Source organism: Variovorax sp. dw_308, assembly GCF_019207085.1.
Lineage (GTDB): Bacteria > Pseudomonadota > Gammaproteobacteria > Burkholderiales > Burkholderiaceae_C > Variovorax.
The window spans coordinates 42,715-67,535 of the sequence record NZ_JAATOM010000015.1 but is presented as its reverse complement, the minus strand read 5'-3'; the positions used below and the strand labels follow the sequence as shown (position 1 = coordinate 67,535).

At 68.4% G+C, this 24,821-nt stretch carries 18 protein-coding genes; 13 read left to right on the top strand and 5 right to left on the bottom strand.

What is annotated here, in order from left to right:
* Window positions 1-103: 103 nt before the first annotated feature.
* From HCU76_RS24625 to priA, 5 genes are all read left to right on the top strand, one after another.
* On the top strand, window positions 104-844 hold the full coding sequence (locus HCU76_RS24625) for an alanyl-tRNA editing protein (protein ID WP_218510876.1): 741 nt from the start codon (window positions 104-106) through the stop codon (window positions 842-844).
* Between the two features lie 54 nt (window positions 845-898).
* Entirely contained in the window at window positions 899-3,109 is a 2,211-nt protein-coding gene (locus HCU76_RS24620; protein WP_218510875.1) for a protein-disulfide reductase DsbD, read from the top strand.
* A gap of 125 nt (window positions 3,110-3,234) precedes the next feature.
* Window positions 3,235-3,930 (top strand): redoxin domain-containing protein, encoded by a 696-nt coding sequence (locus HCU76_RS24615; protein WP_213958577.1) that lies wholly within the window; start codon window positions 3,235-3,237, stop codon window positions 3,928-3,930.
* Window positions 3,931-4,223: 293 nt separating this feature from the next.
* Window positions 4,224-5,345, top strand: coding sequence for a uroporphyrinogen decarboxylase (gene hemE, locus HCU76_RS24610; protein ID WP_213958578.1), 1,122 nt, complete (start codon window positions 4,224-4,226; stop codon window positions 5,343-5,345).
* Window positions 5,346-5,708: 363 nt separating this feature from the next.
* A complete protein-coding gene (gene priA, locus HCU76_RS24605; RefSeq protein WP_218510874.1) occupies window positions 5,709-7,931 on the top strand; it encodes a primosomal protein N' in 2,223 nt (740 codons plus the stop codon).
* 80 nt (window positions 7,932-8,011) lie between these two features.
* Here the strand turns inward: priA and HCU76_RS24600 are convergent, their stop codons facing one another.
* Both HCU76_RS24600 and HCU76_RS24595 read right to left on the bottom strand, forming a co-directional pair.
* Entirely contained in the window at window positions 8,012-9,232 is a 1,221-nt protein-coding gene (locus HCU76_RS24600) for an OmpA family protein (protein WP_213958580.1), read from the bottom strand.
* On the bottom strand, window positions 9,229-11,454 hold the full coding sequence (locus HCU76_RS24595) for a serine/threonine-protein kinase (RefSeq protein ID WP_213958581.1): 2,226 nt from the start codon (window positions 11,452-11,454) through the stop codon (window positions 9,229-9,231). Before HCU76_RS24595 ends, HCU76_RS24600 begins: the two co-directional genes overlap by 4 nt.
* A gap of 230 nt (window positions 11,455-11,684) precedes the next feature.
* Here HCU76_RS24595 and HCU76_RS24590 point away from each other — a divergent pair, with 230 nt between their 5' ends.
* Window positions 11,685-12,554, top strand: coding sequence for a hypothetical protein (locus HCU76_RS24590; protein WP_256354415.1), 870 nt, complete (start codon window positions 11,685-11,687; stop codon window positions 12,552-12,554).
* A 301-nt stretch (window positions 12,555-12,855) separates the two neighbouring features.
* Here HCU76_RS24590 and HCU76_RS24585 read toward each other — a convergent pair whose 3' ends face one another.
* On the bottom strand, window positions 12,856-13,056 hold the full coding sequence (locus tag HCU76_RS24585; RefSeq protein WP_218510873.1) for a hypothetical protein: 201 nt from the start codon (window positions 13,054-13,056) through the stop codon (window positions 12,856-12,858).
* Window positions 13,057-13,187: 131 nt separating this feature from the next.
* On the opposite strand from HCU76_RS24585, the gene HCU76_RS24580 reads away from it, so the two are divergent.
* From HCU76_RS24580 to HCU76_RS24555, 6 genes are all read left to right on the top strand, one after another.
* Window positions 13,188-13,955 (top strand): hypothetical protein, encoded by a 768-nt coding sequence (locus tag HCU76_RS24580; protein ID WP_256354414.1) that lies wholly within the window; start codon window positions 13,188-13,190, stop codon window positions 13,953-13,955.
* 143 nt (window positions 13,956-14,098) lie between these two features.
* The gene (locus HCU76_RS24575) at window positions 14,099-16,177 is read left to right on the top strand and encodes an ATP-dependent helicase (protein ID WP_218510872.1); all 2,079 of its coding nucleotides are present in this window, start codon (window positions 14,099-14,101) and stop codon (window positions 16,175-16,177) included.
* A complete protein-coding gene (locus HCU76_RS24570) occupies window positions 16,174-16,665 on the top strand; it encodes a hypothetical protein (RefSeq protein ID WP_218510871.1) in 492 nt (163 codons plus the stop codon). The genes HCU76_RS24575 and HCU76_RS24570 overlap by 4 nt, the downstream gene beginning before the upstream one ends.
* Entirely contained in the window at window positions 16,662-17,816 is a 1,155-nt protein-coding gene (locus HCU76_RS24565; protein ID WP_213958584.1) for a phospholipase A, read from the top strand. The genes HCU76_RS24570 and HCU76_RS24565 overlap by 4 nt, the downstream gene beginning before the upstream one ends.
* A gap of 132 nt (window positions 17,817-17,948) precedes the next feature.
* Entirely contained in the window at window positions 17,949-18,218 is a 270-nt protein-coding gene (locus HCU76_RS24560) for a DUF4242 domain-containing protein (protein ID WP_213958585.1), read from the top strand.
* A 127-nt stretch (window positions 18,219-18,345) separates the two neighbouring features.
* Window positions 18,346-19,749, top strand: coding sequence for an FAD-binding oxidoreductase (locus tag HCU76_RS24555; protein ID WP_218510870.1), 1,404 nt, complete (start codon window positions 18,346-18,348; stop codon window positions 19,747-19,749).
* Here HCU76_RS24555 and HCU76_RS24550 read toward each other — a convergent pair.
* Complete coding sequence (locus tag HCU76_RS24550) at window positions 19,739-23,287, bottom strand: AAA family ATPase (RefSeq protein WP_218510869.1); 3,549 nt, start codon at window positions 23,285-23,287, stop codon at window positions 19,739-19,741. The genes HCU76_RS24555 and HCU76_RS24550 overlap by 11 nt on opposite strands.
* Before the next feature lie 136 nt (window positions 23,288-23,423).
* Between HCU76_RS24550 and HCU76_RS24545 the strand changes: the two genes are divergently transcribed.
* Window positions 23,424-24,146 (top strand): Crp/Fnr family transcriptional regulator, encoded by a 723-nt coding sequence (locus HCU76_RS24545; RefSeq protein ID WP_213958588.1) that lies wholly within the window; start codon window positions 23,424-23,426, stop codon window positions 24,144-24,146.
* Window positions 24,147-24,152: 6 nt separating this feature from the next.
* Here HCU76_RS24545 and HCU76_RS24540 read toward each other — a convergent pair whose 3' ends face one another.
* On the bottom strand, window positions 24,153-24,806 hold the full coding sequence (locus HCU76_RS24540; RefSeq protein WP_218510868.1) for a redoxin domain-containing protein: 654 nt from the start codon (window positions 24,804-24,806) through the stop codon (window positions 24,153-24,155).
* Window positions 24,807-24,821: the final 15 nt, after the last annotated feature.

Below are 24,821 nucleotides of genomic sequence, written 5' to 3'. Positions count from 1 at the left end.
GCAAGAGTGGAATGTCGGCGACGCGGCTCAGGGCGCCTGTCGGCTGCGGGCGCATTCTGGCGTGGTCGCACCCCGAAACGGCCGCGCCGCTACCATCGAGACCATGACCGACGACTTGTTCCGCACCGATGCCTACCTGCGCGAGTGCGAAGCGCGCATCCTGCGCATCGATGAATCCGGCATCGTGCTCGACCGCACGGTGTTCTATCCGCTCGGAGGCGGGCAGGCCGGCGACAGCGGCGGGCTGGCCCAGGCCGACGGCCGCATGCTGGCCATCGCCGACACGCGCAAGGCGAAGGACGCCGAGGGAAAGCCGACCGACGAGATCCTCCACGTGCCCGCGCCCGACCAGGCCGACCTGCTCGCCGCGCTGAAGCCGGGCGACACCGTCACTGCCCGCCTCGACTGGGAGCGCCGCCACAAGCTGATGCGCTTCCACACCTCGACGCACCTGCTGTGCCACCTGGTGCCGTGGCCGGTCAATGGCTGCTCGATCACGCCCGAGTACGCACGCCTCGATTTCCACATGACCGACCCGCTCGACAAGGACGCGCTGACCGCCGGCCTCGCGCGACTGGTCGGCGCAGCGCATCCGCTGGTGGTCGGCGCGATCACCGACGCGGAACTCGACGCCAACCCGGCCCTGGTCAAGAGCATGAGCGTGCAGCCGCCGCGCGGCACGGGGACGGTGCGCACCATCCGAATCGGCAGCGATGAGCAGATCGACTTCCAGCCCTGCGGCGGAACGCACGTGGCGAACACCGCGGAGATCGGCTCGGTGGTCGTCACGAAGATCGAGAAGAAAAGCGCCAGCAGCCGCCGCGTCGTGCTCGGCTGGGCCTGAACCCTGTCCGCACTTCCGGAACTTGCACGCCACAGCCCGGCTCCCATTGAGCGCATGATCCTTTCCCGCCTTTCCCTTGCCGCGCTGCTGGCGGCGTCTTTCATCGCCGCGACGCCGGCCGTGGCCCAGCTGGCGCCGAAGGTCGGCCCGGTGGTCACCACGCCCCACGTCCGGGCCGAACTGGTCGCGCAGGCGCCCGAGGGTATCGCTCCCGGCGCGCCGGTCCGCCTGGGCCTGCTGATCACGCACCAGCCCGAATGGCACACCTACTGGAAGAACGCCGGCGATTCCGGCCTGCCGACCGAGTTGGCCTTCACGCTGCCGGCCGGCATGAGCGCAGGCGACATCGCCTGGCCGGTGCCGAAGAAGATCCCGGTCGGCACCCTGGCCAACTACGGCTATGAAGGCACCGTCCTGCTGCCGGTGGCGGTGACCGTCGCGCCGGACTTCAAGCCGCCCGCTTCGCTGACCGGCGTGGCCGGCGCCGACATCCGGCTCAAGGCCTCCTGGCTGGTCTGCCGCAAGGAATGCATTCCCGAGGAAGGCGAGTTCGCGCTGTCGCTGCCGGTGCAGGGCTCGACCGCGCTGCACAGGGCCGACTTCGATGCCGCGCAGGCGGCCGAACCGGTGGCGCTCGGCAAGCCCGGCGTCGTCGAGGTGGTCGGCAACACGCTGAAGATCAGGATCGACGGCTTGCCGGCTGCCGCGCGCGGCAAGACGCTGGAGTTCTTCCCCGAGACCACCGACGTCATCCACACCGCCGCCGTCTCCGGCAAGGACTGGACGCAAGCCTGGCAAGGCGAGGCCTGGACTGCGACCGTTCCGCTGGCCGACCAGCGCAGCGCCAGCCCGACCGACCTGCCGATGGTCGTAGTGCTCGCCGAAGCCGACCGGCAAGCCGGCCAGCCGGTCGCCTGGCGCGCGGACGCGCCCGTTTCGGGCAAGTGGCCCACGCCGGCGCCGCGCGCCGAGGTGTCGCCCGCCCTGCAGGCCGCCCTGACCGCCAATACCGCGACCGCCCCGGCGCCGGCCGCGGCCCTCGCGCCGCCTTCGGCCAGTTTCTGGATGGCGCTGGCGGGCGCGCTGCTCGGCGGCCTGTTGTTGAACCTCATGCCCTGCGTGTTCCCGGTGCTGGCCATCAAGGTGCTGGGCTTCGCCCGGCAGGCCGGCGACCGCGGCGCGCACCGTCGGGCGGGCTTGGCCTACACGGCGGGCGTCATGGTGTCGATGCTGGCGCTGGGCGCCGCGATGCTCGCCCTGCGCGCGGCCGGCTCACAGCTCGGCTGGGGTTTCCAGCTCCAGTCGCCGGCCGTGGTGGCGGCGCTGGCCGCGCTGTTCACCGTGATCGGGCTCAACCTCGCCGGCGTGTTCGAGTTCGGCAGCATGGCGCCGTCGCGCATCCGGTCGGCCGAAGCCAGGCATCCGGTGACCAATGACTTCCTCTCGGGCGTGCTGGCCGTGGTGATCGCATCGCCCTGCAGCGCGCCTTTCATGGGCGCATCGCTGGGCCTCGCGATCGCCTTGCCGGCCGTGCAGGCACTGCTGCTGTTCGCCGCGCTGGGACTGGGTCTTGCCCTGCCTTACCTGCTCGCCGCCTTCGTGCCGGCGGTTGCGCGGCTCTTGCCCAAGCCCGGCCGGTGGATGCAGACGCTGCGCCGCCTGCTCGCCTTCCCGATGTTCGCAACCGTCGCCTGGCTGGTCTGGGTGCTGGGCCAGCAAAGCGGCATCGACGGCGCGGGCGCCCTGCTCGCCCTGCTGGTGTGCCTGGCCTCTGTGGTGTGGGCTTTCACGCTGCGAGGCCGTGCCCGTGCGATCGTTGCCACGCTGTTGGTCGCGGTCAGCGCCCTTCTGACGGGCGCGATCGGCCCCAACGTGCTGCAGGCCGTGGAGCCGATGACGCAGGCTTCGGCTGCTGCGCCCGGCGAGAGCGCCCGTTGGCAGAAGTGGTCGAGCGAACGCGTCGGCGAACTGCACGGCAGCGGGCGGCCGGTGTTCATCGATTTCACCGCCGCCTGGTGCGTCACCTGCCAGTACAACAAGCGAACGCTGGCCGATGTCGAATTGCTGGCGGACTTCGATGCCCGGAAAGTAGCGCTCCTGCGCGCCGACTGGACACGGCGCGACCCGGCCATCACCGCCGCGCTCGCGGCGCTGGGCCGCAACGGCGTGCCGGTCTACGTGCTGCAGGCGCCCGGCAAGGCGCCCGTGGTGCTGACGGAAATCCTCGGCAAGGACGAAGTGCGCGCGGCCTTGGCAGCGTTGTAGCCGCTGGCGCAGCGAGTCAAGCAGTGGCCCATCACCCCGCTGGTCTACGGGTTGTCACAACCACATGAATAAAACGTTCTAAGCTGCGGCCGTTGTTCAATTTTCACTCGGGAGACCCGCAGACGATGTCATCCCTTCCAGGCTCCATTTCCTCGCGCTCGGCCAGCGCCGCCCGACGCGCCCGCGCAGCCCTCGACCGCGCTTCCCGCCGCGCCATCATGGCTGCCGCGGTGGCCCTCGGCGCTACCTTGCTGATGGGCACCGGCGCCCATGCGGCGCCGTCCCTCGGCCAGCCAGCACCCGATTTCGTCGCCGTCGACACCGCCGGCAAGCAGCATCGGCTCTCGGATTTCGCCGGCACGTTCGTGGTGCTGGAATGGACCAACCCCGGCTGCCCCTTCGTTCGCAAGCACTACGGCAGCGGCAACATGCCGGCCACGCAGAAGGCGGCGACGGCCAAGGGGGCGGTCTGGCTTTCCGTCAACTCGACCGAGCGCGCCGCCAGCGACTACCTGAAACCGGCCGCGCTCGACAAATGGATGAAGGACCAGGGCGCCGCGCCCACCGCCGTGTTGATGGACGAGGACGGCGTGATCGGCCAGGCCTATGGCGCTCGCACGACGCCGCACCTGTTCATCATCGATCCCAAGGGCGTGCTCGTCTATGCGGGCGGCATCGACAGCATCGCGTCGTCGCGTGCGGACGATATCGCGCACGCCACCAACTACGTGAACCAGGCGCTCGGCGAGGCCTTCGGCGGAAAACCGATCTCGGCCGCGGCGACCCGGGCTTATGGCTGTTCGGTGAAATACAAGGCATGAAATAGGCCCAGCCCCGTGGCGCCGCGGGCGCTTCCCCCGAAGGGGGCGCACCCAGGGGCCCGGCAAAAAGCCGGTTCCCCGGGTGTCCAGGAACAGGCTTCGCTGTGCTCGCCCTGAGGGATTGATGCGTGGTCCGGGTTGGCCTCACGGGAAGCCGACAGGCGTTCCGCGTAGGCGAGCACCGGGGGCTTTTCGCGCGAGCCGGCGATGCGGGGCCTGGCGGCCTCTGCCGCATCCGCTTGCATTGCGCCACCTGGATCCGCCCCGGCGTGGCCGGCAGCGACAATGGGGCCATGCCTTTCGCCTCCCTGCAAAACGACACCTTCCTGCGCGCCTGCTGGCGACAGGCTACTGACCACACCCCCGTCTGGCTCATGCGCCAGGCCGGACGCTACCTGCCGGAATACCTGGCCACGCGGGCCAAGGCCGGCAGCTTCATGGGGCTGGCCACCAACGTCGACTACGCCACCGAGGTCACGCTGCAGCCGCTGGAGCGCTTTCCGCTACTGGATGCAGCCATCCTCTTCTCCGACATCCTGACCGTGCCGGATGCGATGGGCCTGGGCCTCTCGTTCGAAGCCGGCGAGGGCCCGCGCTTCGCCCGGCCGCTGCGCGACGAAGCCGCCATCGCGGCGCTCCGGGCGCCGGACCTCGACAAGCTGCGGTACGTGTTCGATGCCGTCACGTCGATCCGCCGCGCGCTCGACGGGCGCGTGCCGCTCATCGGCTTTTCCGGCAGCCCGTGGACCCTCGCCTGCTACATGGTCGAAGGGGCCGGCTCGAGCGACTACCGCTTGGTCAAGACGCTGATGTACAGCCGCCCCGAGCTGATGCACCAACTGCTCGCGGTGAATGCCGATGCGGTTGCGGCCTACCTCAATGCGCAGATCGATGCCGGCGCGCAAGCCGTGATGGTCTTCGACAGCTGGGGTGGCGTGCTCGCCGACGGCGCGTTCCAGGAATTCAGCCTTGCCTACACGGCACGCGTGCTGGCAGGCCTCAAGCGCAACGGTGTCGATGGCCAACCCGTGCCCCGCATCGTCTTTACCAAGGGCGGCGGCCTATGGCTCGACGCGATGCGCGGGCTGGACTGCGAGGTACTGGGCCTGGACTGGACCGTGAACCTGGCCCGCGCACGCGCGCTCGTCGGTGAAGGCGGCGCTGAGGCGAAGGCGCTGCAGGGGAATATCGATCCGAATGTGCTGTTCGCGCCGCCCGCCCGAATCGAGGCGGCGGTGGCCAAGGTCCTGCAGGATTTCGGCATGCCGCACACGGATCGCAGCACGACCGGGCCGACGCACATCTTCAACCTCGGCCACGGTATCAGCCAGTTCACGCCACCCGATCATGTCGCGGCGCTGGTGGGCGCCGTCCGCAGCCAATCCCGCGCAAGCAGGGCGGCGAACCGCCCCTGATTGTGTATAAATGTAACTCTGTCGTGTGCAATATTTGCGTTTGTCAAGCCACTTTCGGCGTCGGTGACAGACTTATGCACAAAAGATGTCTTGCGGTACGCGCCAGCGTCACTTCGATGTGGCACCTTGCTAGCAAAGCGATAGCACACGTAAGTTATTGATTTCTAAGGAAATTGCATTTTGCTTTTTTTGCAGGCATTCCAGTGAAAGCCTTGATTGACGTGGGTTTGGAGCGTGTCGGGCAGGGATATCAACAAAGTTATCCACACAATCGTTGGACACCGTGCAAAGCGCAAGAAAATCAACGACTTAACTCGTTTTGCTCCAAGCTTCTTTAAGAGCGCCCACGGCAGGCGCGCCGCCATGACGACAGACCCGGTCGATTCCGGAACTGGGGTTTCTCCTGCCCAGGACTCGCAGATTTGCAACACTTTGCAACACATCTGGCGGCTGGAGGCGGCCGTCCAGACTCCGGCGCACAGCGCGCTTGGAAACCTTTTGTCTTACGCAAGCACCGTGCCGCTGGCGCCGGGCACCCTGGTGCGGGTTCCCCTGGGCCGGCGCGAGGTGCTGGGCGTGGTCTGGGCGTGCGCGCAGCGGACTGACGACGAAGACGCGCGAGATCTCAAGGCCGTGGCCGGCGCGCTCGACGCCCTGCCGCCGCTGAACGACGGCTGGCGCGAGCTGGTGGCGTTCGCGGCGCGCTACTACCAGCGCTCGCTCGGCGAAGTCGCGCTGGCGGCACTCCCCCCGCAGTTGCGCGACCTCACGAGCCAGCAGCTCGCGCGGCGCCTGAAGCGCCGGGCAACGACAGAAGGAAGGCCTACTGCCACCGCTACCGCCGCTGCCACCGACACCGACACCAGTACCAGCACCAGCACCGGTCCGACCATCCTGAGCGCCGAACAAGCCGCCGCCCTGACCCGCTTCGAGGCGGAAAGCGGCCCCTTCCTGCTGTTCGGAAGCACCGGCAGCGGCAAGACCGAGGTCTACCTGCGCGCGGTGGCCGCCCTGCTCGCGCGTGACGACACGGCCCAGGCGCTGATCATGGTGCCCGAGATCAACCTCACGCCCCAACTCGAGGCGCGCGTGCGCGACCGCTTCGAGGCGCGCTTCGGCGCTGGCGCCGTGGTGTCGCTGCACAGCGGCATGACCAACCCGCAGCGCCTCGCGAGCTGGCTGGCGGCACATGCCGGGCAGGCTCGCATCGTCCTGGGCACGCGCATGGCGGTGTTCGCCTCGATGCCTTCATTGCGGCTGATCGTGGTCGACGAGGAACACGACCCCAGCTACAAGCAGCAGGAAGGCGCGCGCTATTCGGCGCGCGACCTGGCCGTGTGGCGCGGCCAGCGCGAAGGCGCCAAGGTCATCCTGGGTTCGGCCACCCCGTCGCTCGAAAGCTGGCACCACAGCCGTCCCGCCGAGGGTGTCGATCCGGGCGGTCGCTACGTGCGGCTGGCCATGCCGGGGCGCATCGGAGACGGCGCACTGCCGACGGTGCGCGGCGTCGACATGAACCTGCAGCCGCCGAAGACAGTGCTCTCGGGCGCGTTGCTGGACGCCATCGGGCAACGCATCGCGCGCGGCGAGCAGAGCATGGTGTTCCTGAACCGCCGCGGCTATGCGCCGGTGCTCGCCTGCGCCGATTGCGGCTGGAAGAGCGAATGCCCGCACTGCAGCGCCTACCGCGTATTCCACAAGATCGACCGCACGCTGCGCTGCCACCACTGCGGGTTCACAGAGCGGGTGCCCCGCGCCTGTCCCGCCTGCGGCAACCCCGACATCGCGCCCGTCGGACGCGGCACGGAGCGGCTGGAAGAACACCTGGCCGAGTTGTTCGCAACAGTGAAACGACCGGACGGCAGCGCCGTGCACATCGCGCGCATCGATGCCGACAGCACCCGCAAGCAAGGCGCGCTCGCGCAGCAGCTTGCCCAGGTGCACAGCGGCGAAGTGGATGTGCTGGTCGGAACACAGATGATCGCCAAGGGCCACGACTTCCGCCGCGTGACGCTGGTGGCGGCGGTCAATCCGGACGGGGCGCTGTTCTCCAGCGACTTCCGCGCGCCGGAGCGCCTGTTCAGCCTGTTGATGCAATCGGCAGGCCGCGCCGGCCGCGACGCGAACTATTTGGCGGCGCAAGGCAGCACGGCCGAGATGTGGATACAGACACATCACGGTGGCCACCCGCTGTTCCAGGCGCTCAGGCGACACGACTATCCGGCCTTCGCCAGGCAGCAACTCGACGAGCGGCGCGCCGCAGGCATGCCGCCTTTCGCGTTCCAGGCCCTGGTGCGTGCGGACGCCCGCACGCAACAGGCCGCGCAGGACTTCCTCCATGCGGCCAATGCCGCGGCAGACGCGCTGCCCCAGGCGGCGCAGGTGATGCGCTACCCGGCGGTGCCGCTCGCCATCCAGCGCGTGGCCAACGTGGAGCGCGCACAGATGCTGGTCGAAAGCGCGTCGCGCGTTGCGCTGCAGCGCTTCCTGGCCGACTGGCAACCGCTGCTGCACGCCCTGCGCCGGGAGCCGGTCGGCAAGGGCGTGATCCGCTGGCTGATCGACGTGGACCCCCACTCGATCTGAGCCTCCAGGGCCGGGCTACGCGGCGCGCCCCCGCGGGGAATCAAGTCGAGATCGCAGGCCACATCGACTTGAGCAAGGTACTAGCAAGGATTGACCTTGAACTCGACACGACGGTCCAGGGCGTCGACCGCGTTGTCGGTGCCGCTGCCGACGATGTTCTCGCGGTAGCCCTTGCCATCCGGCCTGGTGCGGTCGGCGAGCACCGCAGACTTGGCGATCAATTGCTCGCGGATGAAGGTGCCGCGCTGCAGCGACAGCGTGTCGTTGAATTCCTGCGAGCCCGTGCGGCTGGTGTGGCCAACCACGCTCATGCAGACCTTGGCCGCGGTGGCCTTGGTGGCCACCTGGTCCAGCCACATGCCGTATTGCCCGCTGACTGCCGGGTCCGGCCAGAACGCCGTGCTGCCCGGCGTGAACAGGAACTTCACGCCCAATTGCTTGGTGTCGATACCGTAGGAAACGACCTTGCCGAATGCGGCCTCGGCCTCCGGCATGCGGTTGAGCTTGACCAGCGAAAGATAGACGCCGGTCAGCACGCGCAACTGGTCACCTGCGGGGAGCGCCGCGGCGGCGCTGTACTGGGCCAGGGCGTCCGCGTAGCGGCCGGTGGCATAGGCCTCGGTGGCCGTGTTGATGGCGGGCGCCACCACGACGTGCTCCATGTAGTAAGGGTCGGCCTTCTCGCCGGGGAGCGTTGAAGTGGTGCGAACGTAGCCGTCGACCACCTTGTCCTTGGCCAGCACCGGGCTGTCTTGGTCGGCTGCGAGCGGCGTGCCGTCCAGGCCGTCGTCGCGCGCGATCGTGGTGGCTTGCGCCGCGACCTTGCCGTTGCGCAGTTCCGTCAGCGCCAGCTTGATCTGCACCGGCGTGCCGGGCTTGCCGACGGTGCGGACGACGGTGCCGGTCAACAGGTAGGTGGCCCTGGAAAGATTCAAGCCCTCGAAGGGAATCACTTCGACCGTGTCCTTCGCCACGCCCAGCCGCTCGATGACGCGCTTCTGCATGAGCTGCGTGGTCTCGGTCCGCGCGCCGCTCACGACGTCGATCATCGGGTCGACCATCACGGTGCGCCTGGGCTCCAGCCTGGACAGGAAGCTCGGCAGCGCGTGCGTCTGCGCCACCAGTGCGTCGGTCGCCTGCGCGATGGCCTGGTCGAACGGCTGCACCGCGCTGGAGGTGCTGGCCTTGGGTGCGGCGCAGCCGGCGAGGGCCAGCGACAGCAGCACGGCTGCCGATGTGAGCGCGACCTGCTGAGGGCGCACGGGGGTCCAGGTTGTGGTCTTGGTTTTGGTTTTGGTCATCTATGACATTCCCTTTTTAGAAAAGCGGTCTCCCCCGCATTGAGCGGGCCGAGCGAAGCGGATTGGAGGATTTCGGTGCAGCGCGCGCGGTTGGCCGCGCCTCTGGCAGGTCCGGCCTGCGCGACGTGCTCGGGCCGGCCAGGCGGGGGTGGGGCTGCGCCATGGGACGGCGCTGCGGGCGCTGCGGGCACGGCGGCGATAGCGGGCGAGTTGCCATGGCTGTCATCGCCAGCGAGTGGGGCGGCCGTCGCCGCATGGTTCGGCGCGACGGAGGTGGACCGCGCGCCGTCATGCGACGGCTTTGGCGAAGTCGCCGACGGTGCGGAAGCGGATGCTTGCGTGTGCGCCGCGGCTGGCGGCGCGGGTGCCGGCGGGCGCGCGGGGGCCGGCATCGGGGATGCGGAGGCGTGCGCCGGAGGTACTGCTGCTGGCGACGTGGGGATCCGGATCGGCTGTGTCGCTGCCGGGGCAGGCGTCGCTGCAAGGGGAACGGATGGCGCAGCCGGCGGTGCGGGTTTGGGTGCGGGTGTGCTGCGCGCCGGGGCGGTCGGCTGGAGCTTCGACACCATCGGCGGAGGCGTTGTCGAACCCAGTCCATAGCCGATGGCGGCCAGCATCAGCACGAAGGACATGCCCAGCAGCACGTACAACGGCGTCCTCCAGCGGCGCGGCTTCTCGCGTGCCCAGCTCGGCAGCGCTTCGGCGGCGGCGCCAGTGTCCACGGCGACGATGGCGCCGACAGGCGCTGCCGCGGGCGGCGGCTCGGTTGGAGGCGCCGCACCGGCTTCCACTTCGAACTCCGATTCCGACTTGGACTCCACAGCCGAAGCCCCGATCGGGGTCGATGTCGATGTCGAGGCCCGGTACGGCTTCGACGCCGGGACCGATGCCGATGCCGATGCCGACACCGATGCCGCGGACTCCCTTGCGATCGTCGGCGCGGCGGCGTGTGCCAGGGCGGGCGCTGGCGCCGGCTTCACAACGCCAGCGCCGAGGAGCGGCGTCACTTGCAATGGCAATGGCGCATCCGCGAACTCGAAGGTCGGCGTGAACTCCGCGTCCAGCAGTGCTGGGTCCACCGGCGATTCCAGGGATTGCGGTACTGCCAAGTCGAAGGCCGGCTCCCTCCGTCCATCCTGCGACAGCGCCATCTGGAAGCGGGCCTCGCGCGGCGCGTCCACAGCCCCCGGGCCGGCCGCCTCGCCATCCAGCCGGGCCAGGAACCCGGCCACATTCTTGGGCCGGTCGGCCGGTCGAACGGCAAGCGCGCCGTCGATGGCGGCAAGCAGTGCAGGACTGAACCGGCCCCTGGCCACCTCGGAGAGCGGCTTCAGGCGATCGTCCTTGAGGCGGTCTACCGAGGGCTGCGGCGGCTTGCCGGTCACGGCGGCATAGGCCACGGCGGCCAATGCATACAGGTCGGTCCAGGGACCCTGCTTCAGCGATGGGTCTTCCGCGTACTGCTCGATGGGGGAGAAGCCCGGCTTGACCACCGCGCTCAGGTCGTTGGTGAGGTTGCCGATCACGCGTCGCGCAGCGCCGAAATCGAGCAGCATGGGGCCGTCATCGGTCAGCAGGATGTTGTCGGGCGCCACGTCGCGGTGAAAGCAGTTGACCGCGTGCATCGCGGCCAGCCCGTCGAGCAACGGGCGCAGCAGTCGCCGCAGTTCGTCTTCGTCAGGCGAACGGCCCAGCGCCGCCAACTCGTCCGCCAGCGTCGGTCCCTGGCAGTAGGGCATGGCCATGTAGGCCGTCCCGTTGGCTTCCCAGAAGCGCAGGACCTTGACCAGCGACGGATGGTTGAAGCGCGCGAGCAATCGTGCTTCGTTGATGAAGCTGCGCAGGCCCGCGCCGAACGCCTCGCGGCTGCGATGCGACCGGGGCGTGACATAGGGCGACAGCGGCGCGCGGACGCCCAGGCTCGCCGGCAGGTATTCCTTGATGGCGATGTGCCGCTCGAGCAGGTTGTCGAAGGCGAGGTAGACGATGCCGAAGCCGCCGCGCCCGATCACGTCGATGATTTCGTAGCCGGCGAGCCGCGTGCCCTCGCGCAGCGCGGCATCATCGGCCGGCGCCTCGGCGGGGGCGCCGGCACCCGCTGTGCCATCGACCCCATCGACGCCACCGGCAAGCTCGCCGACGCCCGCCCGGCCGAGATCCTCGTCCCTGGCCAGCGTGTCGATGGGCACGGTGTGCTGATGCATCAGGTTCGGCGTCTTCATGACCCCGCCCGTCGATGACGCTTGCGCACCCTGCTCTTCCGAGCGAACTTCCGCCGCTTGCATGTAGCTCCCTGTTGATCGAGGGCACTCTAGCAGTGAGCGCTAACCAAAGTACTCGCTGTTTGTCACGCTTGGACGCTGAATCTGATGCAGGGACCCGCCGTTCGGCCGATGCGTGAACTTTGTCTGTCCTACAGACGCCGGCCTTGCAGAAGAAGAAGATGCGACCCATGCCTGCTCAATTCCGCCGGATGGTCTTGCTGTTGTGCCTTGCGTTGCTGCCGTGGGCGACCCATGCGCAGGATGCGGCCTCCCTGCAGCGCAAGCACGGTTCGATTGGCGCGCAACTCGCCAACAACCCGTTCAAACGCCCGCTGGCGCTGGAGTCGTCGGAAAGCTCGAGCCGCCTCGCCGGTGACATCTACGCGGTGATCGATCATCCGTTCGCCGAGGTGAGCCAGACCCTGCAATTGCCATCTACATGGTGCGACGTGCTGATGCTGCACCTGAACACCAAGTACTGCGCCGTTGCCAAGGCGGGCGCCGACACGTCGTTGTCGGTCGCGCTGGGGCGCAAGTTCGACCAGCCGCTGGCCGATGCGCAGCGCGTGAAGTTCGTGTGGCAGCCGGTGGTGTCCAGCGACGACTACCTGAACGTCGGCCTGGCGGCGGCCGAGGGTCCGCTGTCGACGCGGGACTACAAGATCGTGCTCGAGTCCGTGCCGCTCGATGGCGGCAAGAGCTTCATCCACCTGTCGTATTCGTATGCCTACGGCACCGCTGCTCGACTGGCGATGCAGGCTTACCTGAGCACCATCGGCAGCGACAAGGCGGGCTTCACCGTCACCGGAAAGGACGACAAGGGCGCGCCCAAGTACATCGGGGGCGTGCGCGGTGTCGTGGAGCGCAACACGATGCGCTACTACCTGGCGATCGACGCGTTCCTCGATGCGCCCGCTTCGACGCAGCTCGATTCGCGCCTGGGCGCATGGTTCGATGCGACGGAGCGCTATGCGCTCCAACTGCACGAGACCGAGCGCAACGATTACCTTGCCATGAAACGCAATGAGTACCAGCGCATGAAGAGTGGGGGATCCTGACTGGAGGCAGGGAATGCGTGCGCGGTGAAGGGCTTGGGGCCTTTACTCATTCGCTGTGCTCATCCAGGCCTGGGGCCCGTACTCGTTCGCTTTGCTCGTTCAGTGGAAGCCCAAGCGGGCTTCCTGAAGGGGTGAAGATTTCGTAGCGAGGGCCCCGAGGTCGGGTCGAGGAGCGGAACCGCACTCTCGTGCGGTGACAACGAAGTTGCGGCATAGGCTGACAACTGCGCGAAGCGCTTGTCACGCCGGAGCCAACACCGCAGGCCCGAGATCGGGGCCCGCAGTAGAAAGATTCACCCCTTCAGCAGGGTTCCTTGGTCATGTGCACGTACTGAAGAAGATGGTCGCCCCGCCGACGACGCGACGATGGCCATGCCAAAAGTACTATGACAGGAACGGCCAGCGCCAATGCCCAGCCGGCCCGCAGTGCGCCTTCGTGCCAAAGCAAGCCTGCGGCAGCAACCCAGGCAAGGCCGAAGAACCAACGAAGAAGCGTAGCCATATGTTTCTCCAAGGAGCATTCAATCCATTCTGACAGTCCGCCTGTGAACTTAGGTACTCGCCAAATGGACGATGTTGGACTATTGCAGCAGGTGGTGCGCGCCGCGTGTAGGAAATTTTCTGAAACATCGATTGACGCCGGCCTACCGCTCAGCAAGCTGTCAGTATGCACGTATCTCATTGGTTCAAAATCCGGCGGAAATGCACTTGAAATTGCCGAAACTCATCGTCTTCGCCCTCGCTGTCGGGGCAATGAGCGTTGCCGCGCTGGCGGCGGAGATCGAAGTCGAGGGCACCCGCATGGTCGTGTCGGGGATGCTGGACGGCAGCGCCTTGCCGGAATTTGTCGAGCATGCCAGCAACGGACGCGTGCGCACCGTGATGTTCGAGAACTCGACCGGCGGCAGCGCTGAAGTGGCGGAGGCCTACGCGCAGGTGATTCGCAGCAAGGGGCTGATGACCGAGGCACGCGGCCAGTGCCAGGCCGCCTGCGCCTACGCCTTCCTTGCCGGCAAGGAGCATCGTTTCGGGCGCGGCGGACAGGTCAATGCGCTCCTGATCCCGCTGCCGCGCCGGCCGACTGCTGCCGAGCTGGCCGCTGGCGGCTGGCGCAGCGACGAGGCGCGGGCCGCGGTGCCACCGGCGCCCGCGGCGGGGCCAGTGAACGTCGCGTCGGCTGCGTCCCCGAGCGCCCCCGCCGATGCACCGGCCTCGGATGCCGGCCCCGGGGCAAAGGATGCCTGGCTGCCGGGCAAAGGCATGCTGTTCACCTCGACGCCGACCTTCTTCGGACGGGTCTACAACACCTACTACTGCGACGGCAACCAGGGCTCCGACCTGTCGCGCTGCGATCGGGTGTCGGATGCCGATCCCTACAAACTCGGTGTCTTGACGCAATAGTCGGGCCGCGGCCCGCAGCGATACATTGCTTGCAACCGGCAACGCGGCCGGCAGCGCCCTGCGCAATCATTGCCAAATGTAACCAGACTGCGAGGGGCCGGCCGGTATCATTGCGCGCTTTCCGTCTGGTCCCCCCTCCCCCCATGTCTTCCGGTCTCAATCTTGCCCAGCAGGAAGCCGTCAACTATGTGAGCGGTCCCTGCCTCGTCCTCGCGGGCGCGGGGTCCGGCAAGACGCGCGTGATCACGATGAAGATCGGCCGGCTGATCCAGATCGGGCTGGAGCCCAAGCGCATCGCCGCCATCACCTTCACCAACAAGGCCGCCGCCGAGATGCGCGAGCGGGCCAAGCACCTGATCGGGCGCGACGCGAAGCATGTGATGGTCTGCACCTTCCACGCGCTGGGCGTGCGCATGATGCGCGAGGACGGCGCCGTGCTCGGCCTGAAGCCGGCCTTCAGCATCCTGGACAGCGACGACGTCACCAAGATCCTGAAGGACGCCGGCGGCACCACCGATGCGGCCACGGCCCGCATCTGGCAGTGGACCATCAGCAAGTGGAAGAACATGGGCCTGAACTCGGCGCAGGCCGAGGCGCAGGCCGCCGACGACAACGAGCGCGTGATCGCGCGGATCATGGCCCGCTACGAGGAGCGGCTGGTGGCCTACCAGAGCGTCGACTTCGACGACCTCATCGGCATGCCGCTGAAGTTGCTGAAGGACCACGACGACGTGCGCGCCAAGTGGCAGGCCGCGCTGGGCCACGTGCTGGTCGACGAATACCAGGACACCAACGCCACGCAGTACGAGGTGCTGAAGGCGCTGGTCGGCGAGCGCGGCCGCTTCACCGCCGTGGGCGACGACGACCAGTCGATCTACGGCTGGCGCGGCGCGACACTCGACAACCTGAAGAAGCTGCCGGTCGACTTCCCCAACCTGAAGGTCATCAAGCTCGAGCAGAACTACCGCAGCACCAGCGCCATCCTGCGCGCGGCCAACAACGTGATCGGGCCGAACCCGAAGCTGTTCCCCAAGACGCTGTTCAGTGAACTCGGCGAAGGCGAGCCGGTGCGCATCGTCGATGCCGACAGCGAGGCGCACGAGGCCGAGCGCGCCGTGGCCCGCATCCAGGGCCTGCGCGAGACTTCGCAGCACAAGGAGTTCCGCGACTTCGCGATCCTCTACCGCGCCAACCACCAGGCCCGCGTATTCGAGCAGGCGCTGCGCAAGGCGCAGATTCCGTACAAGGTGTCGGGCGGGCAGAGCTTCTTCGACCGCGCCGAGATCAAGGACCTGTGCGGCTGGTTCCGCCTGTGGGTGAACCAGGACGACGACCCGGCCTTCCTGCGCGCCGTGACCACGCCCAAGCGCGGCATCGGCCACCAGACGCTGCAGGCGCTGGGCGGGTTCGCCTCGCAATACAAGATCAGCCTGTTCGAGGCGCTGTTCAGCTCCTCGCTGCCGAGCGTGATGGCCAAGCGTGCGCTCGAAGGCCTGCACGAATTCGGCCGCTACATCAACGAGCTCGAATACAAGGCGCGCCACACGCACGGCGCCGAGGACTCCCGCGCCTTCATGATGGAGTGGCTCAAGGAAATCGACTACGAGAAGCACCTCTACGACGGCGAGGACAGCGAGCAGGCCGCGGCCGCGCGCTGGACCAACGTGCTGGAGTTCGTCGATTGGATGACGCAGCGTGCCGGCGGCACCATCGACGACACCAGCGGCGCCAATGTCGTGAGCGAGCGCAAGAGCCTGCTGGAAGTGGCGCAGACGATCTCGCTGCTGTCCACCATCAGCGAGCGCGAGCAGGACCAGAACGTGGTCACGCTCTCCACGCTGCATGCGTCCAAGGGCCTCGAATGGCCGCACGTGATGCTGATCGGCGTGACCGAAGGGCTGCTGCCCTTCAAGCTCGACGACGACAACGGTCGCCAGGAGAAGATCAGCGACGACACGTTGACACGGCTTCAGGAAGAACGCCGCCTCATGTACGTGGGCATCACGCGCGCACAGCGCACGCTGGCCGTAAGCTGGACCAAGAAGCGCAAGAAGGGCCGCGAGATGGTGCAGGCCATCCCGAGCCGCTTCATCGCCGAGATGGCGCTCGACAAGACCACCGCCAAGGAAGACCCGCGGGAAAAGCTCAAGGCCCTGCGCGCCGAATTCGCCAAGCGCGCGGCGGATGGCGCCGCAGCGTCGGCTGCCGCCGCCGCGCCATGACCGGCGTGCGTTGGTTGGCGATCCTCGCGATCGCCTGCGCTGGATGGACGGGCGCGGCGGCACAGGTCGATGCGCCGATGCCGTCGGCACCCATTCCCCCCATGTGTCCCCCGGACACGCAATCACTGCCGCTCGAAGCCCTGTTCGGCCGCTGGGAACTGCAAATCGACGGCCAGCTTGGCACAGCCATCGTCGAGATGGCGCGGCACCCGGACTATGCCGGCGTGCGCGGAACCGTCACGCGCGAAGGCTCGCAGGCGCCCTCGCAGATTGCCGGCGACATCGACGACGAGGGCCTGCTGAGCATCGATCAGTCGGACGATGGCCATGCCATAAACGCGGTCTGGTCCGGCAGCATGCAGCCGGGGTCGTGTGGGAGAGTCTTCGAAGGAACGTGGCGCAAGTCCGCCGACGAGAGCAGCACGCATTTCGTGCTGCGCAAGCTTTCATCCGCGCGTGGCAACACGTCGCCTTCGACTCAACAATGACCAAGCCTTCAATGGCCCTGCCCGCGTTCTTCGCGGTGCTGGGCCTCAGCTCTATTTCATCGCAGGCCGCAGAGCAACCGCCCAGCCCCCTGTCTGAATCGCAATTGACCTGGCAGGCCTGCCAGCGCCTGGCCAACAACAACGACGCGCGCCTGGCCTGCTTCGACCGCTGGGCCCAGCAGCAGACGCTGCCGGCCGCGGCCGTGCCCGCCGCGCCACCGGTGCTCGAGGCCACGCAGCCCGCGCCGGTCGATGCCAGCGTGCCGGCCACCCGCGTGGTCAGCGTGTCCTCCGAGGAAGGCTGTCGCGACCGGCAGTACTCGACCTTGTCGCGCTTCTGGGAACTGGAGAAGGGCTCGGATTGCGGCACCTTCACCTTTCGCGGCTACCGCCCGCTCGATGTGTCCTTGGCCATCGCCGACGGCAAGCCCAAGATTCCCACGTCGCCGGCCGAGGGCCACACCGGCACCTTCGTCCCCTACCAGGCGCAGGAAATGCGCATCGGCCTGTCGATGCGGACCAAGCTGGCGCAGGGCCTGCTCACCGGCAACGATCCCGAGAAGAAGGACTCGCTGTGGTTCGCCTACTCGCAGCAGTCGACCTGGCAGGTGTTCAATGCCGACATCTCGCGCCCCTTCCGCACCACCGACCACGAGCCCGAGATGATGTACGTCTATCCCACCGACGTGGCCTTGCCCGGCGGCTGGCGCTGGCGCTATGCGGGGCTGGGCCTCGCGCACAACTCGAACGGCCAGAGCCTGCCCCTGTCGCGCAGCTGGAACCGCTACTACCTGATGGCGGGCGTGGAGCTGGACCAACGCTTCACCCTCACCGGCCGCATCTGGAAGCGCATCAACGAAAGCGTCGCCACTGACGACAACCCTGACATCGAGGACTACATCGGCCGCGCCGAGCTCACTGGCAGCTGGAACATCAACCGCGACAACCTGGTGTCGGCCACGCTGCGCAACAACCTGCGCAGCGACGGCAAGGGCTCGATCCGGCTCGAATGGTTCAAGGTGATCGGCGACCCGGCCAAGAGCAACCTGCGCTTCCATACGCAACTGTTCCACGGCTATGGCGACACGCTGGTGGACTACAACCGCAAGCGCACGGTGTTGAGCGTGGGGTTGAGCCTGGTGGATTTCTAGGTGTAGGGGGCTCGCCTTTCGGTCTACCCTCCGCAGGGGACGCTACGCTTTTCGGCAAATTGCCAAGTGCCGGGGGGCCCGCTAACGTGGCGTCGCCAGACGAGGGAGGCCAACCCGGTCCCGGAGGGTCCCATGCCCCTGTTTCTCATCGAGCGCAACTTCGCCGAGCAGCTCGAACTCGACGTCGATGGCGTCACCGCGATCACCAAGATCAATGGCGAGGAAGGCGTGAACTGGCTGTTCTCGTTCCTGAGCGCGGACAAGCGCAAGTCCTATTGCCTGTACGAGGCCACCAGTCCGGAAGCGATCCGTGATGCGGCGCGGCGCGCGAACGTGCCCGCCGACGTGATCATCGAGGTCTCGCAATTCCATCCGGAGCGGATGCTCGCGGCAGCGGCCTGAGCAGCCCGATAGTTCGCTCGACCGCCCCCGGTGGTCAGAACTGACTATTCCGGCGCTGCGGCGTGATGCGTACAACGGGAGCGTGGTCCAGCGTTCAGACGAACGCGCCATCTACCGGAGAAACATCATGCTCAACCCCGAGTCCATCGCCCAGTTTTCCGCCACGCTGCGCGGACGCGTCGTGCAGGCCGGCGACGCCGACTATGACGAATCGCGCAAGGTCTACAACGCGATGATCGATCGCACCCCGCGCCTGATCGTGCAATGCCGCGATGTGGCGGATGTCATCCACAGCGTCAACTTCGCGCGCGACCATGCGCTGCTGCTGGCGGTGCGCGGCGGCGCGCACAACGGCGGCGGGCTCGGCACCTGCGACGACGGGCTGGTCATCGACCTGGCGGGGCTCAAGGGCATCCGCGTCGATCCGCAGGCGCGCACCGTGCGCGTCGAAGGCGGCTGCACCTGGGGCGACGTGGACCATGCGACGCACGCCTTCGGCATGGCCACGCCCTGCGGGATCATCAGCACGACCGGCGTCGGCGGGCTTACGCTGGGCGGCGGCATCGGGCACCTGTCGCGCAAGTGCGGGCTCACCATCGACAACCTGCTCGAGGCCGACGTGGTGCTGGCCGACGGCTCGCTGGTCACGGCCAACGCCGAATCGCATCCCGACCTGTACTGGGCGCTGCGCGGCGGCGGCGGCAACTTCGGCGTGGTGACCTCCTTCGTGTTCCGGCTGCATCCGGTGTCGATGGTGGTCGCGGGGCCGACCTTCTGGGACCTGGACAAGTCCGCCGAAGTGCTGCGCTGGTATCGGGACTTCATCACCTCGGCGCCGGAAGACCTCAACGGCTTCTTCGCCTTCACCTCGGTGCCGCCGGTCCCGCCATTCCCCGAGGCGCTGCACGGGCGGCCGGTGTGCGGCGTGATCTGGTGCTACACCGGTCCGCTTGAACAGGCCGACGCGGTGTTCAAGCCGGTGGCCGAGTTCAATTCCCCCTTGTTGCACGGCGTGCAGCCGATGCCCTTCCCCGCATTGAACGGCGCCTTCGACGGGCTCTATCCGCCAGGCCACCAGTGGTACTGGCGCGCCGACTTCGTCAACGAGCTGTCGGACGCGGCCATTGCCGAGCACGCGTGTTGGGGCGCGCAGATGCCCACGGGGCAGTCGACCATGCACCTCTACCCGATCGACGGCGCGGCGCACCGTGCAAAGTCGTCCGACACGCCCTTCGCCTACCGCCATGCCAACTGGGCCGAGGTGGTTGTCGGCGTCAGCCCCGACCCGCAGGACGCGCCGAAGATCACCGCCTGGACCAAGAACTACTTCGACGCGTTGCATCCCTACTCGGCCGGCGGCGCCTACGTGAACATGATGATGGACGAGGGCGACGAGCGCATCCGCGCGGCCTACCGCGACAACTATCCGCGGCTGGCGCAGATCAAGCGCCGCTATGACCCGGAGAACCTGTTCCGGGTGAACCAGAACATCCATCCCGCCGAGGAGGCCGTGGCCGAGGCTACTCATTGAGCAAGCCCTCCCGACGCGCGAACGCAGCCGCCTCCGTCCGGTTGGCCGTATAGGTCTTCTCGAGGATGCTGCGCACATGGTTGGCCACGGTGTTCGGGCTGATCTGCAGCACCTGGCCGATCTCGCGGTTGTTGCGGCCCATGGCGATCAGCCGCAGCACGCCGAGCTCGCGTTCGGTCAGGCCGCAGGGCAGGACGGGCGGCGGCGCGGCGAAGGTGTCGGCCAATGCCGCAATGCGCTGTTTCAGCGCCTGCATGCCGAGCGCGGTGGCCTCCATCTGTGCCTCGGCCAGCAGCGTTCGGGCGCGGTCGGTGTCGCCGGCCAGCGCCCGCCGGTGCAGCATGACCGCATACGCAAAGCGGCTGTGCGCGAGCCAGGTGCGCGAGCCGGTCTGGCTGTCCATCGCCAGCGCGGCCTCGAAGTGGCGCTGCGCCACCACCCATTGCCGCATCACCATGGCCAGCCCGCCGAGCAGGCGGTCGGCCGAGCCGAGGCAGGGCCCGCCCGAGTCGGCCACCAGGTTGGCGCCGGCATAGCCCTTCAACACCGGGTACAGCACCGCGGCGCGCGCGGCGTCGCCGAGGTAGACGCACACCTCGGCCGCGAACATCATCACCGTCATCGTGCTGGCATCGATCGCACTCGTCAGCGCGCGGTCCCATGGCAGGCTTTCGAACTGCGCCTCGCATTCGGCGCGCATGTCGAGCTCGGCATACAGCACGGCCAGGCCGGGCACCCAGGTCTGCGCCTGGGGCGTGGTGCGCACGAAGTGCTGCAACAGCGGCAAGGTCTCGCGCAGGCGGCCTTGCTCGCGGCGCAGGCAGAACATCTGCATCCCGTAGACGCCGACTGCCAGTGCCTCGTTGGCGCGGCGGCCGATCGCCAGCGCCTTGCCGGCCCAGGCTTCGGCATCGGCAAAGCGCCCTTCGCTGATGGCGATCACGCCTTCGACGTAGTTGCAGATCGCCTGCTCGTGCAGCGCCCCCGTTGCCTGCGCCCTGCGCAGGCCATGCGCCCGCACGCGGGCCAGCGTTGCCACGTCGCCGATGCGGATGAGGTCCATCAGGAAGTACGGCAGCAGGCGCAGCAGGTGGCGCGGCAGGTTCAGGCTGTCGGCGATGCCCCAGGCCTCGCTGGCAGCGGCCAGGTGTTCGCGCAACTGGTCGGGCCAATAGACGCCCGCGGCGATCGAGGTCAGGGCCAGGCACAGGCCCTGCCGGTCGCCGATCTGCCGCGCGAGCGCCACGGCGCGGCGGTGCGCGTCCTTGGCCTCGTCGGCGAGGTTGCAGTAGACGTAGGCGCGGCAGAGGTGCGCCAGCAGTTCGACGCGCAGCGGGTCGTCGGCACGGTGCAGCGCGAGCGCCTCCAGCAGCAGCGCCACCGACAGTTCGCCCGATCGCGCGGACTCGACGTTGCTGAGCTCGAAACCCATGGCCGCCTGCGCGAACAGCGTGGCCAGGCCATGGCCGCGCGCCAGGCCGGCGGCCTCCAGGCAGGCGGCACGCGCGGGCTCGCCGGCGCCGAGCAGCATCTCGACCTCCGCCAGCTTCAGCAACAGGCCGCAACGCTCGGCCGCGTCCTTGCCGAAGTGCTGCTGTTGCAGGTGAAGGGCCAGCCGGTAGAGGCGAGCGGCTTCCTCGAAAGCGAGCAGCTGCGCCGCATGTTCGGCCGACTGCCGGGCATAGGCGAGCGCCTTTGCGGCGGCGCCCGGTCCGGCTTCGCTGAAGTGGTAGGCCAGTTGCGGCAGCACCGCCGGGCGGTCGGCGCCGTCCCGCGCTTCCAGGATCTCCGCGATGCGCAGGTGGAGCCGCGCACGGCGCAGGCCGAGCATCTCGTCGTAGATGCATTCGCGGATCAGGGCATGGCTGAAGCGGAACCGCCGGGAGTGCGGCACCGGCTCGATGAGGTGCACGGCCAGGGCCTCTTCCAGCGCCACGAGCACCTCGTCCTCGGACTTGTCGGTGTCGAGTCCGGCCAGCAGGTCGAGCTCGAAGACGCGGCCGATGCAGGCGGCGATGGAGAGCAGCCTGGACGCCGGCACGCTGAGGCGGTTCAGGCGCTTGCCGATCACTTCCCGCACGCCGGTGGGAATCTTCTGCAGCAGCTCGGCCATCGACCCGGGGGCATTCGGCGTGCGCGTCTCGGTCATGAAGCGCATCGTCTCTTCGAGGAACAGCGGATGCCCCTCGGTGCGTGCGTGGATGGCGTCCGCCAGCTGCGCGCCGGCCAGGCCGCCGCTCGCCGCCGCGATGAACTCCTGCGTCTCGCGCTCGCTCAGGCCGGCCAGCTCGATGCGGCGCAGCACCGGCGAGCGCGCGAGTTCCCCGAGCGTGTCGAACAGCGGATGCTGGCGCGACAGCTCGGTGTCGCGGTAGGTGCCGATCAGCAGCAGCGCGCTGTCCTCCAGTTCCGTCGCGAGGAAGGCGAACAGGCGCAGCGAGGTCGCATCGGCCCAGTGCAGGTCCTCGAAGATCAGCACCTGCGGCATGCGCCGGGCCGCGCGCCGCCAGAAGCCGGCCACGGCGTCGAACAGCTGGAAGCGCGACTGCGCGGTGTCGAGCGCCTCGGCATGGGCCGCGGCGGGCCGCAGCGGCACGGACTCGGCCACTTCCGGCACGATGCTGACGATGTCGGGCAGGCCGGCGCCGAGCGTCTCGGCCGGGCGCGGATCGCCGCCGGCGCGCAGGTAGCCACGGATCAACTGGCGCCAGGGCCAGTACGGCGGCGCGCCGGGCTCCTCGAGGCAGCGCCCCCACAGCACCGACACGCCCTGCGCTTCCGCGCGCGCGGCCATCTCCTGCGCCAGGCGCGTCTTACCCATGCCGCCGGAGCCGGCCAGCAGCACCACCTGCCCCTGTCCGCGGCGCGCGCTGTCGAGCGCCTTGGCAAGCTGCGCGATTTCCTGGCTGCGGCCCACGAACAGGGCGGCGGCGCGGGGCGGCGGGCGCTGCGCAAGCGGTGGCGCTTCCCTGGCTGCAACCCGGGCCGGGTCCGCAGCGGCATCGACCGTTCCCAGCGCGACGGCATACGCATGGACCGGCATGGCGATGTTCTTGAGCTGCTGCTCCCCCCGGTCCCTGAAGCGCGCATCGACCCGACCCAGCACCACCCCACGCACGGCCTCCGACACCGTGATGCCGCCAGGGTCCGCCAGCGCCTGCAGCCGCGCGGCGACGTTGACGCCGTCGCCATAGACCGTTCCGTCCGCCTTCTCGACCACGTCGCCCAGGTGCACGCCGATGCGAAAGCGCATGCGCCGGTCTTCCGCCACAGGCTGCGTCGCCAGCGCCAGCGCCTGCTGCACGGCCAGCGCGGCATCGACCGCGGCGGTGGCCGCATCGAACACCGCGAGCACCGAGTCGCCCGCCATGTCGACGACGCGCCCATGGTGCGCGCCGACGTGCTGCCGGAACAGCGCGCGTGCCGCATCGAGTGCCGCGACGGTGGCGCCCTCGTCCATCGCCATCAGGCGCGAGAACCCCACGGCGTCGGCCGCGAGGATGGCTGTGAGCCTGTGCTTGACGGGGGGATCGGTCATGGCATCGGCGGCGACTCCGCATTGGCATGGCCATGGGATAGGTCCGGGTGCGGGCGCAGGGCCAGTATCAGCATCCACACCCTCACGGTCAAACGTCCGCCTGTGGCACATTTGAAGTGCTCAACGAGGAACTCGCATGGCCATGCCTGACCTGTACGCGCTTGCCACCAATAGCCTGGAGACCGCGCTCGCTACGACCTCGGGCACCATCGCGCTCTTCGCGGCGGGCATCGCCGGGCTGCTGGTGGTGGTCAGCTCCTTCGTGAAAACCATGATCCCGCTGCGCTACCTGGCCGTGGCGGGCAATGTCGGCTTCCTGGTCTACGGGGCGCTGCACCCGGCCTTCATCATGATCCTGCTGCACGGCGCGTTGCTGCCGATCAACATCTGGCGCCTCGCTGAAATGGCGCGGCTCACGCGGCAGGTGACGAAGGCGGCCGAGCAGAGCGACCTCTCTGGCGTCTGGCTGCGGCCCTACATGCGCAAGCAGCGCCTGCGCGCGGGACAGGTGCTGTTCCGCAAGGGCGACGAGGCCTCGCACCTGTACTTTCTGGCCGACGGCCGCATGGAGTTCGTCGAGATCCGTCAGGAGATGGAGCCCGGCCGGCTGTTCGGCGAGATCGCCTTCTTCGCACCCGACAAGCGCCGCACGCTGACGGCGCGCTGCGTCACCAAGTGCACGGTGCTGCGCATCGACGAGCACACCTTCCGGGAGCTGTATTTCCAGAACCCGGCCTTCGGCTTCCAGGTCGTGTCGCTGGTGGCCGGCCGCCTGATCGCCGACCGGCAGCGGCTGGAAGCGATGGTCGCGGCCAGCACCCGGCCGGCGGGGCTGGCGGCGGAAGGCAGCGTGCAGTGAGCGAGCTCAGTGCAGCAGCGTGCGTGCCGCCTCGATGATGGACTCTTCCGACGACAGCTTGCCGATGCCGGCCAGCCCTTCGTCCTGGCACTCGATGCAGGCCCAGCGCACGATGCCCTCGCGGTCGATCATGAACAGCGCCTTCAGTTGCGGCCATTGCCGATCGACATCGCCCTGGTCGCTCGGCGTGGGGACGTAGCCGTCGATCCGGTCCATCGCCTTGGCGGCAGCCACGATGGGCATCGGCTCGGGCAGGTCGCCAAAGGGATTGACGATGATCTGCTCCAGCGCTTCCAGCATCTCCGGGCTCGGCTCGGGCTTGGGCACGCCGAAGGCGCGGTGCGTCGACAGGAAGGGGTCGGACGCGAGGCGCAGCCTGGTGGGCCGGAACTTGAAGTACATGCGCGCGTTTTCGGGGTCGGTGGCGACGACGGCCAGGCTTTCGACGCCCAGCGCCTTCAGCTTGCCTTCGTAGCCGCTGATCTGGGCCAGTTGCCGTCGGCAGAAGGGGCACCACAGGCCGACCATGAGCGCGAGGAACACGGGGCTGCGCCCACGGTAGTCGGCCAGTGAAATGGTGTCGGAGCCGGCCACCGCCGGGAGCGAGAAATCGGGCGCCGGCTGGCCCGGCCCCACGGGTTGCGTCATTGCAGCAGTCATGTCGACTCCTTTCGC

What these genes read in the sequence shown, in the direction of transcription:
- HCU76_RS24625 (WP_218510876.1), top strand. Translation starts at nt 104, where the DNA reads ATGACCGACGACTTGTTCCGCACCGATGCCTACCTGCGCGAGTGCGAA.
- HCU76_RS24620 (WP_218510875.1), top strand. Translation starts at nt 899, where the DNA reads ATGATCCTTTCCCGCCTTTCCCTTGCCGCGCTGCTGGCGGCGTCTTTC.
- HCU76_RS24615 (WP_213958577.1), top strand. Translation starts at nt 3,235, where the DNA reads ATGTCATCCCTTCCAGGCTCCATTTCCTCGCGCTCGGCCAGCGCCGCC.
- hemE (WP_213958578.1), top strand. Translation starts at nt 4,224, where the DNA reads ATGCCTTTCGCCTCCCTGCAAAACGACACCTTCCTGCGCGCCTGCTGG.
- priA (WP_218510874.1), top strand. Translation starts at nt 5,709, where the DNA reads ATGACGACAGACCCGGTCGATTCCGGAACTGGGGTTTCTCCTGCCCAG.
- HCU76_RS24600 (WP_213958580.1), bottom strand. Translation starts at nt 9,232, where the DNA reads ATGACCAAAACCAAAACCAAGACCACAACCTGGACCCCCGTGCGCCCT.
- HCU76_RS24595 (WP_213958581.1), bottom strand. Translation starts at nt 11,454, where the DNA reads ATGAAGACGCCGAACCTGATGCATCAGCACACCGTGCCCATCGACACG.
- HCU76_RS24590 (WP_256354415.1), top strand. Translation starts at nt 11,685, where the DNA reads ATGCCTGCTCAATTCCGCCGGATGGTCTTGCTGTTGTGCCTTGCGTTG.
- HCU76_RS24585 (WP_218510873.1), bottom strand. Translation starts at nt 13,056, where the DNA reads ATGGCTACGCTTCTTCGTTGGTTCTTCGGCCTTGCCTGGGTTGCTGCC.
- HCU76_RS24575 (WP_218510872.1), top strand. Translation starts at nt 14,099, where the DNA reads ATGTCTTCCGGTCTCAATCTTGCCCAGCAGGAAGCCGTCAACTATGTG.
- HCU76_RS24570 (WP_218510871.1), top strand. Translation starts at nt 16,174, where the DNA reads ATGACCGGCGTGCGTTGGTTGGCGATCCTCGCGATCGCCTGCGCTGGA.
- HCU76_RS24565 (WP_213958584.1), top strand. Translation starts at nt 16,662, where the DNA reads ATGACCAAGCCTTCAATGGCCCTGCCCGCGTTCTTCGCGGTGCTGGGC.
- HCU76_RS24560 (WP_213958585.1), top strand. Translation starts at nt 17,949, where the DNA reads ATGCCCCTGTTTCTCATCGAGCGCAACTTCGCCGAGCAGCTCGAACTC.
- HCU76_RS24555 (WP_218510870.1), top strand. Translation starts at nt 18,346, where the DNA reads ATGCTCAACCCCGAGTCCATCGCCCAGTTTTCCGCCACGCTGCGCGGA.
- HCU76_RS24550 (WP_218510869.1), bottom strand. Translation starts at nt 23,287, where the DNA reads ATGACCGATCCCCCCGTCAAGCACAGGCTCACAGCCATCCTCGCGGCC.
- HCU76_RS24545 (WP_213958588.1), top strand. Translation starts at nt 23,424, where the DNA reads ATGGCCATGCCTGACCTGTACGCGCTTGCCACCAATAGCCTGGAGACC.
- HCU76_RS24540 (WP_218510868.1), bottom strand. Translation starts at nt 24,806, where the DNA reads ATGACTGCTGCAATGACGCAACCCGTGGGGCCGGGCCAGCCGGCGCCC.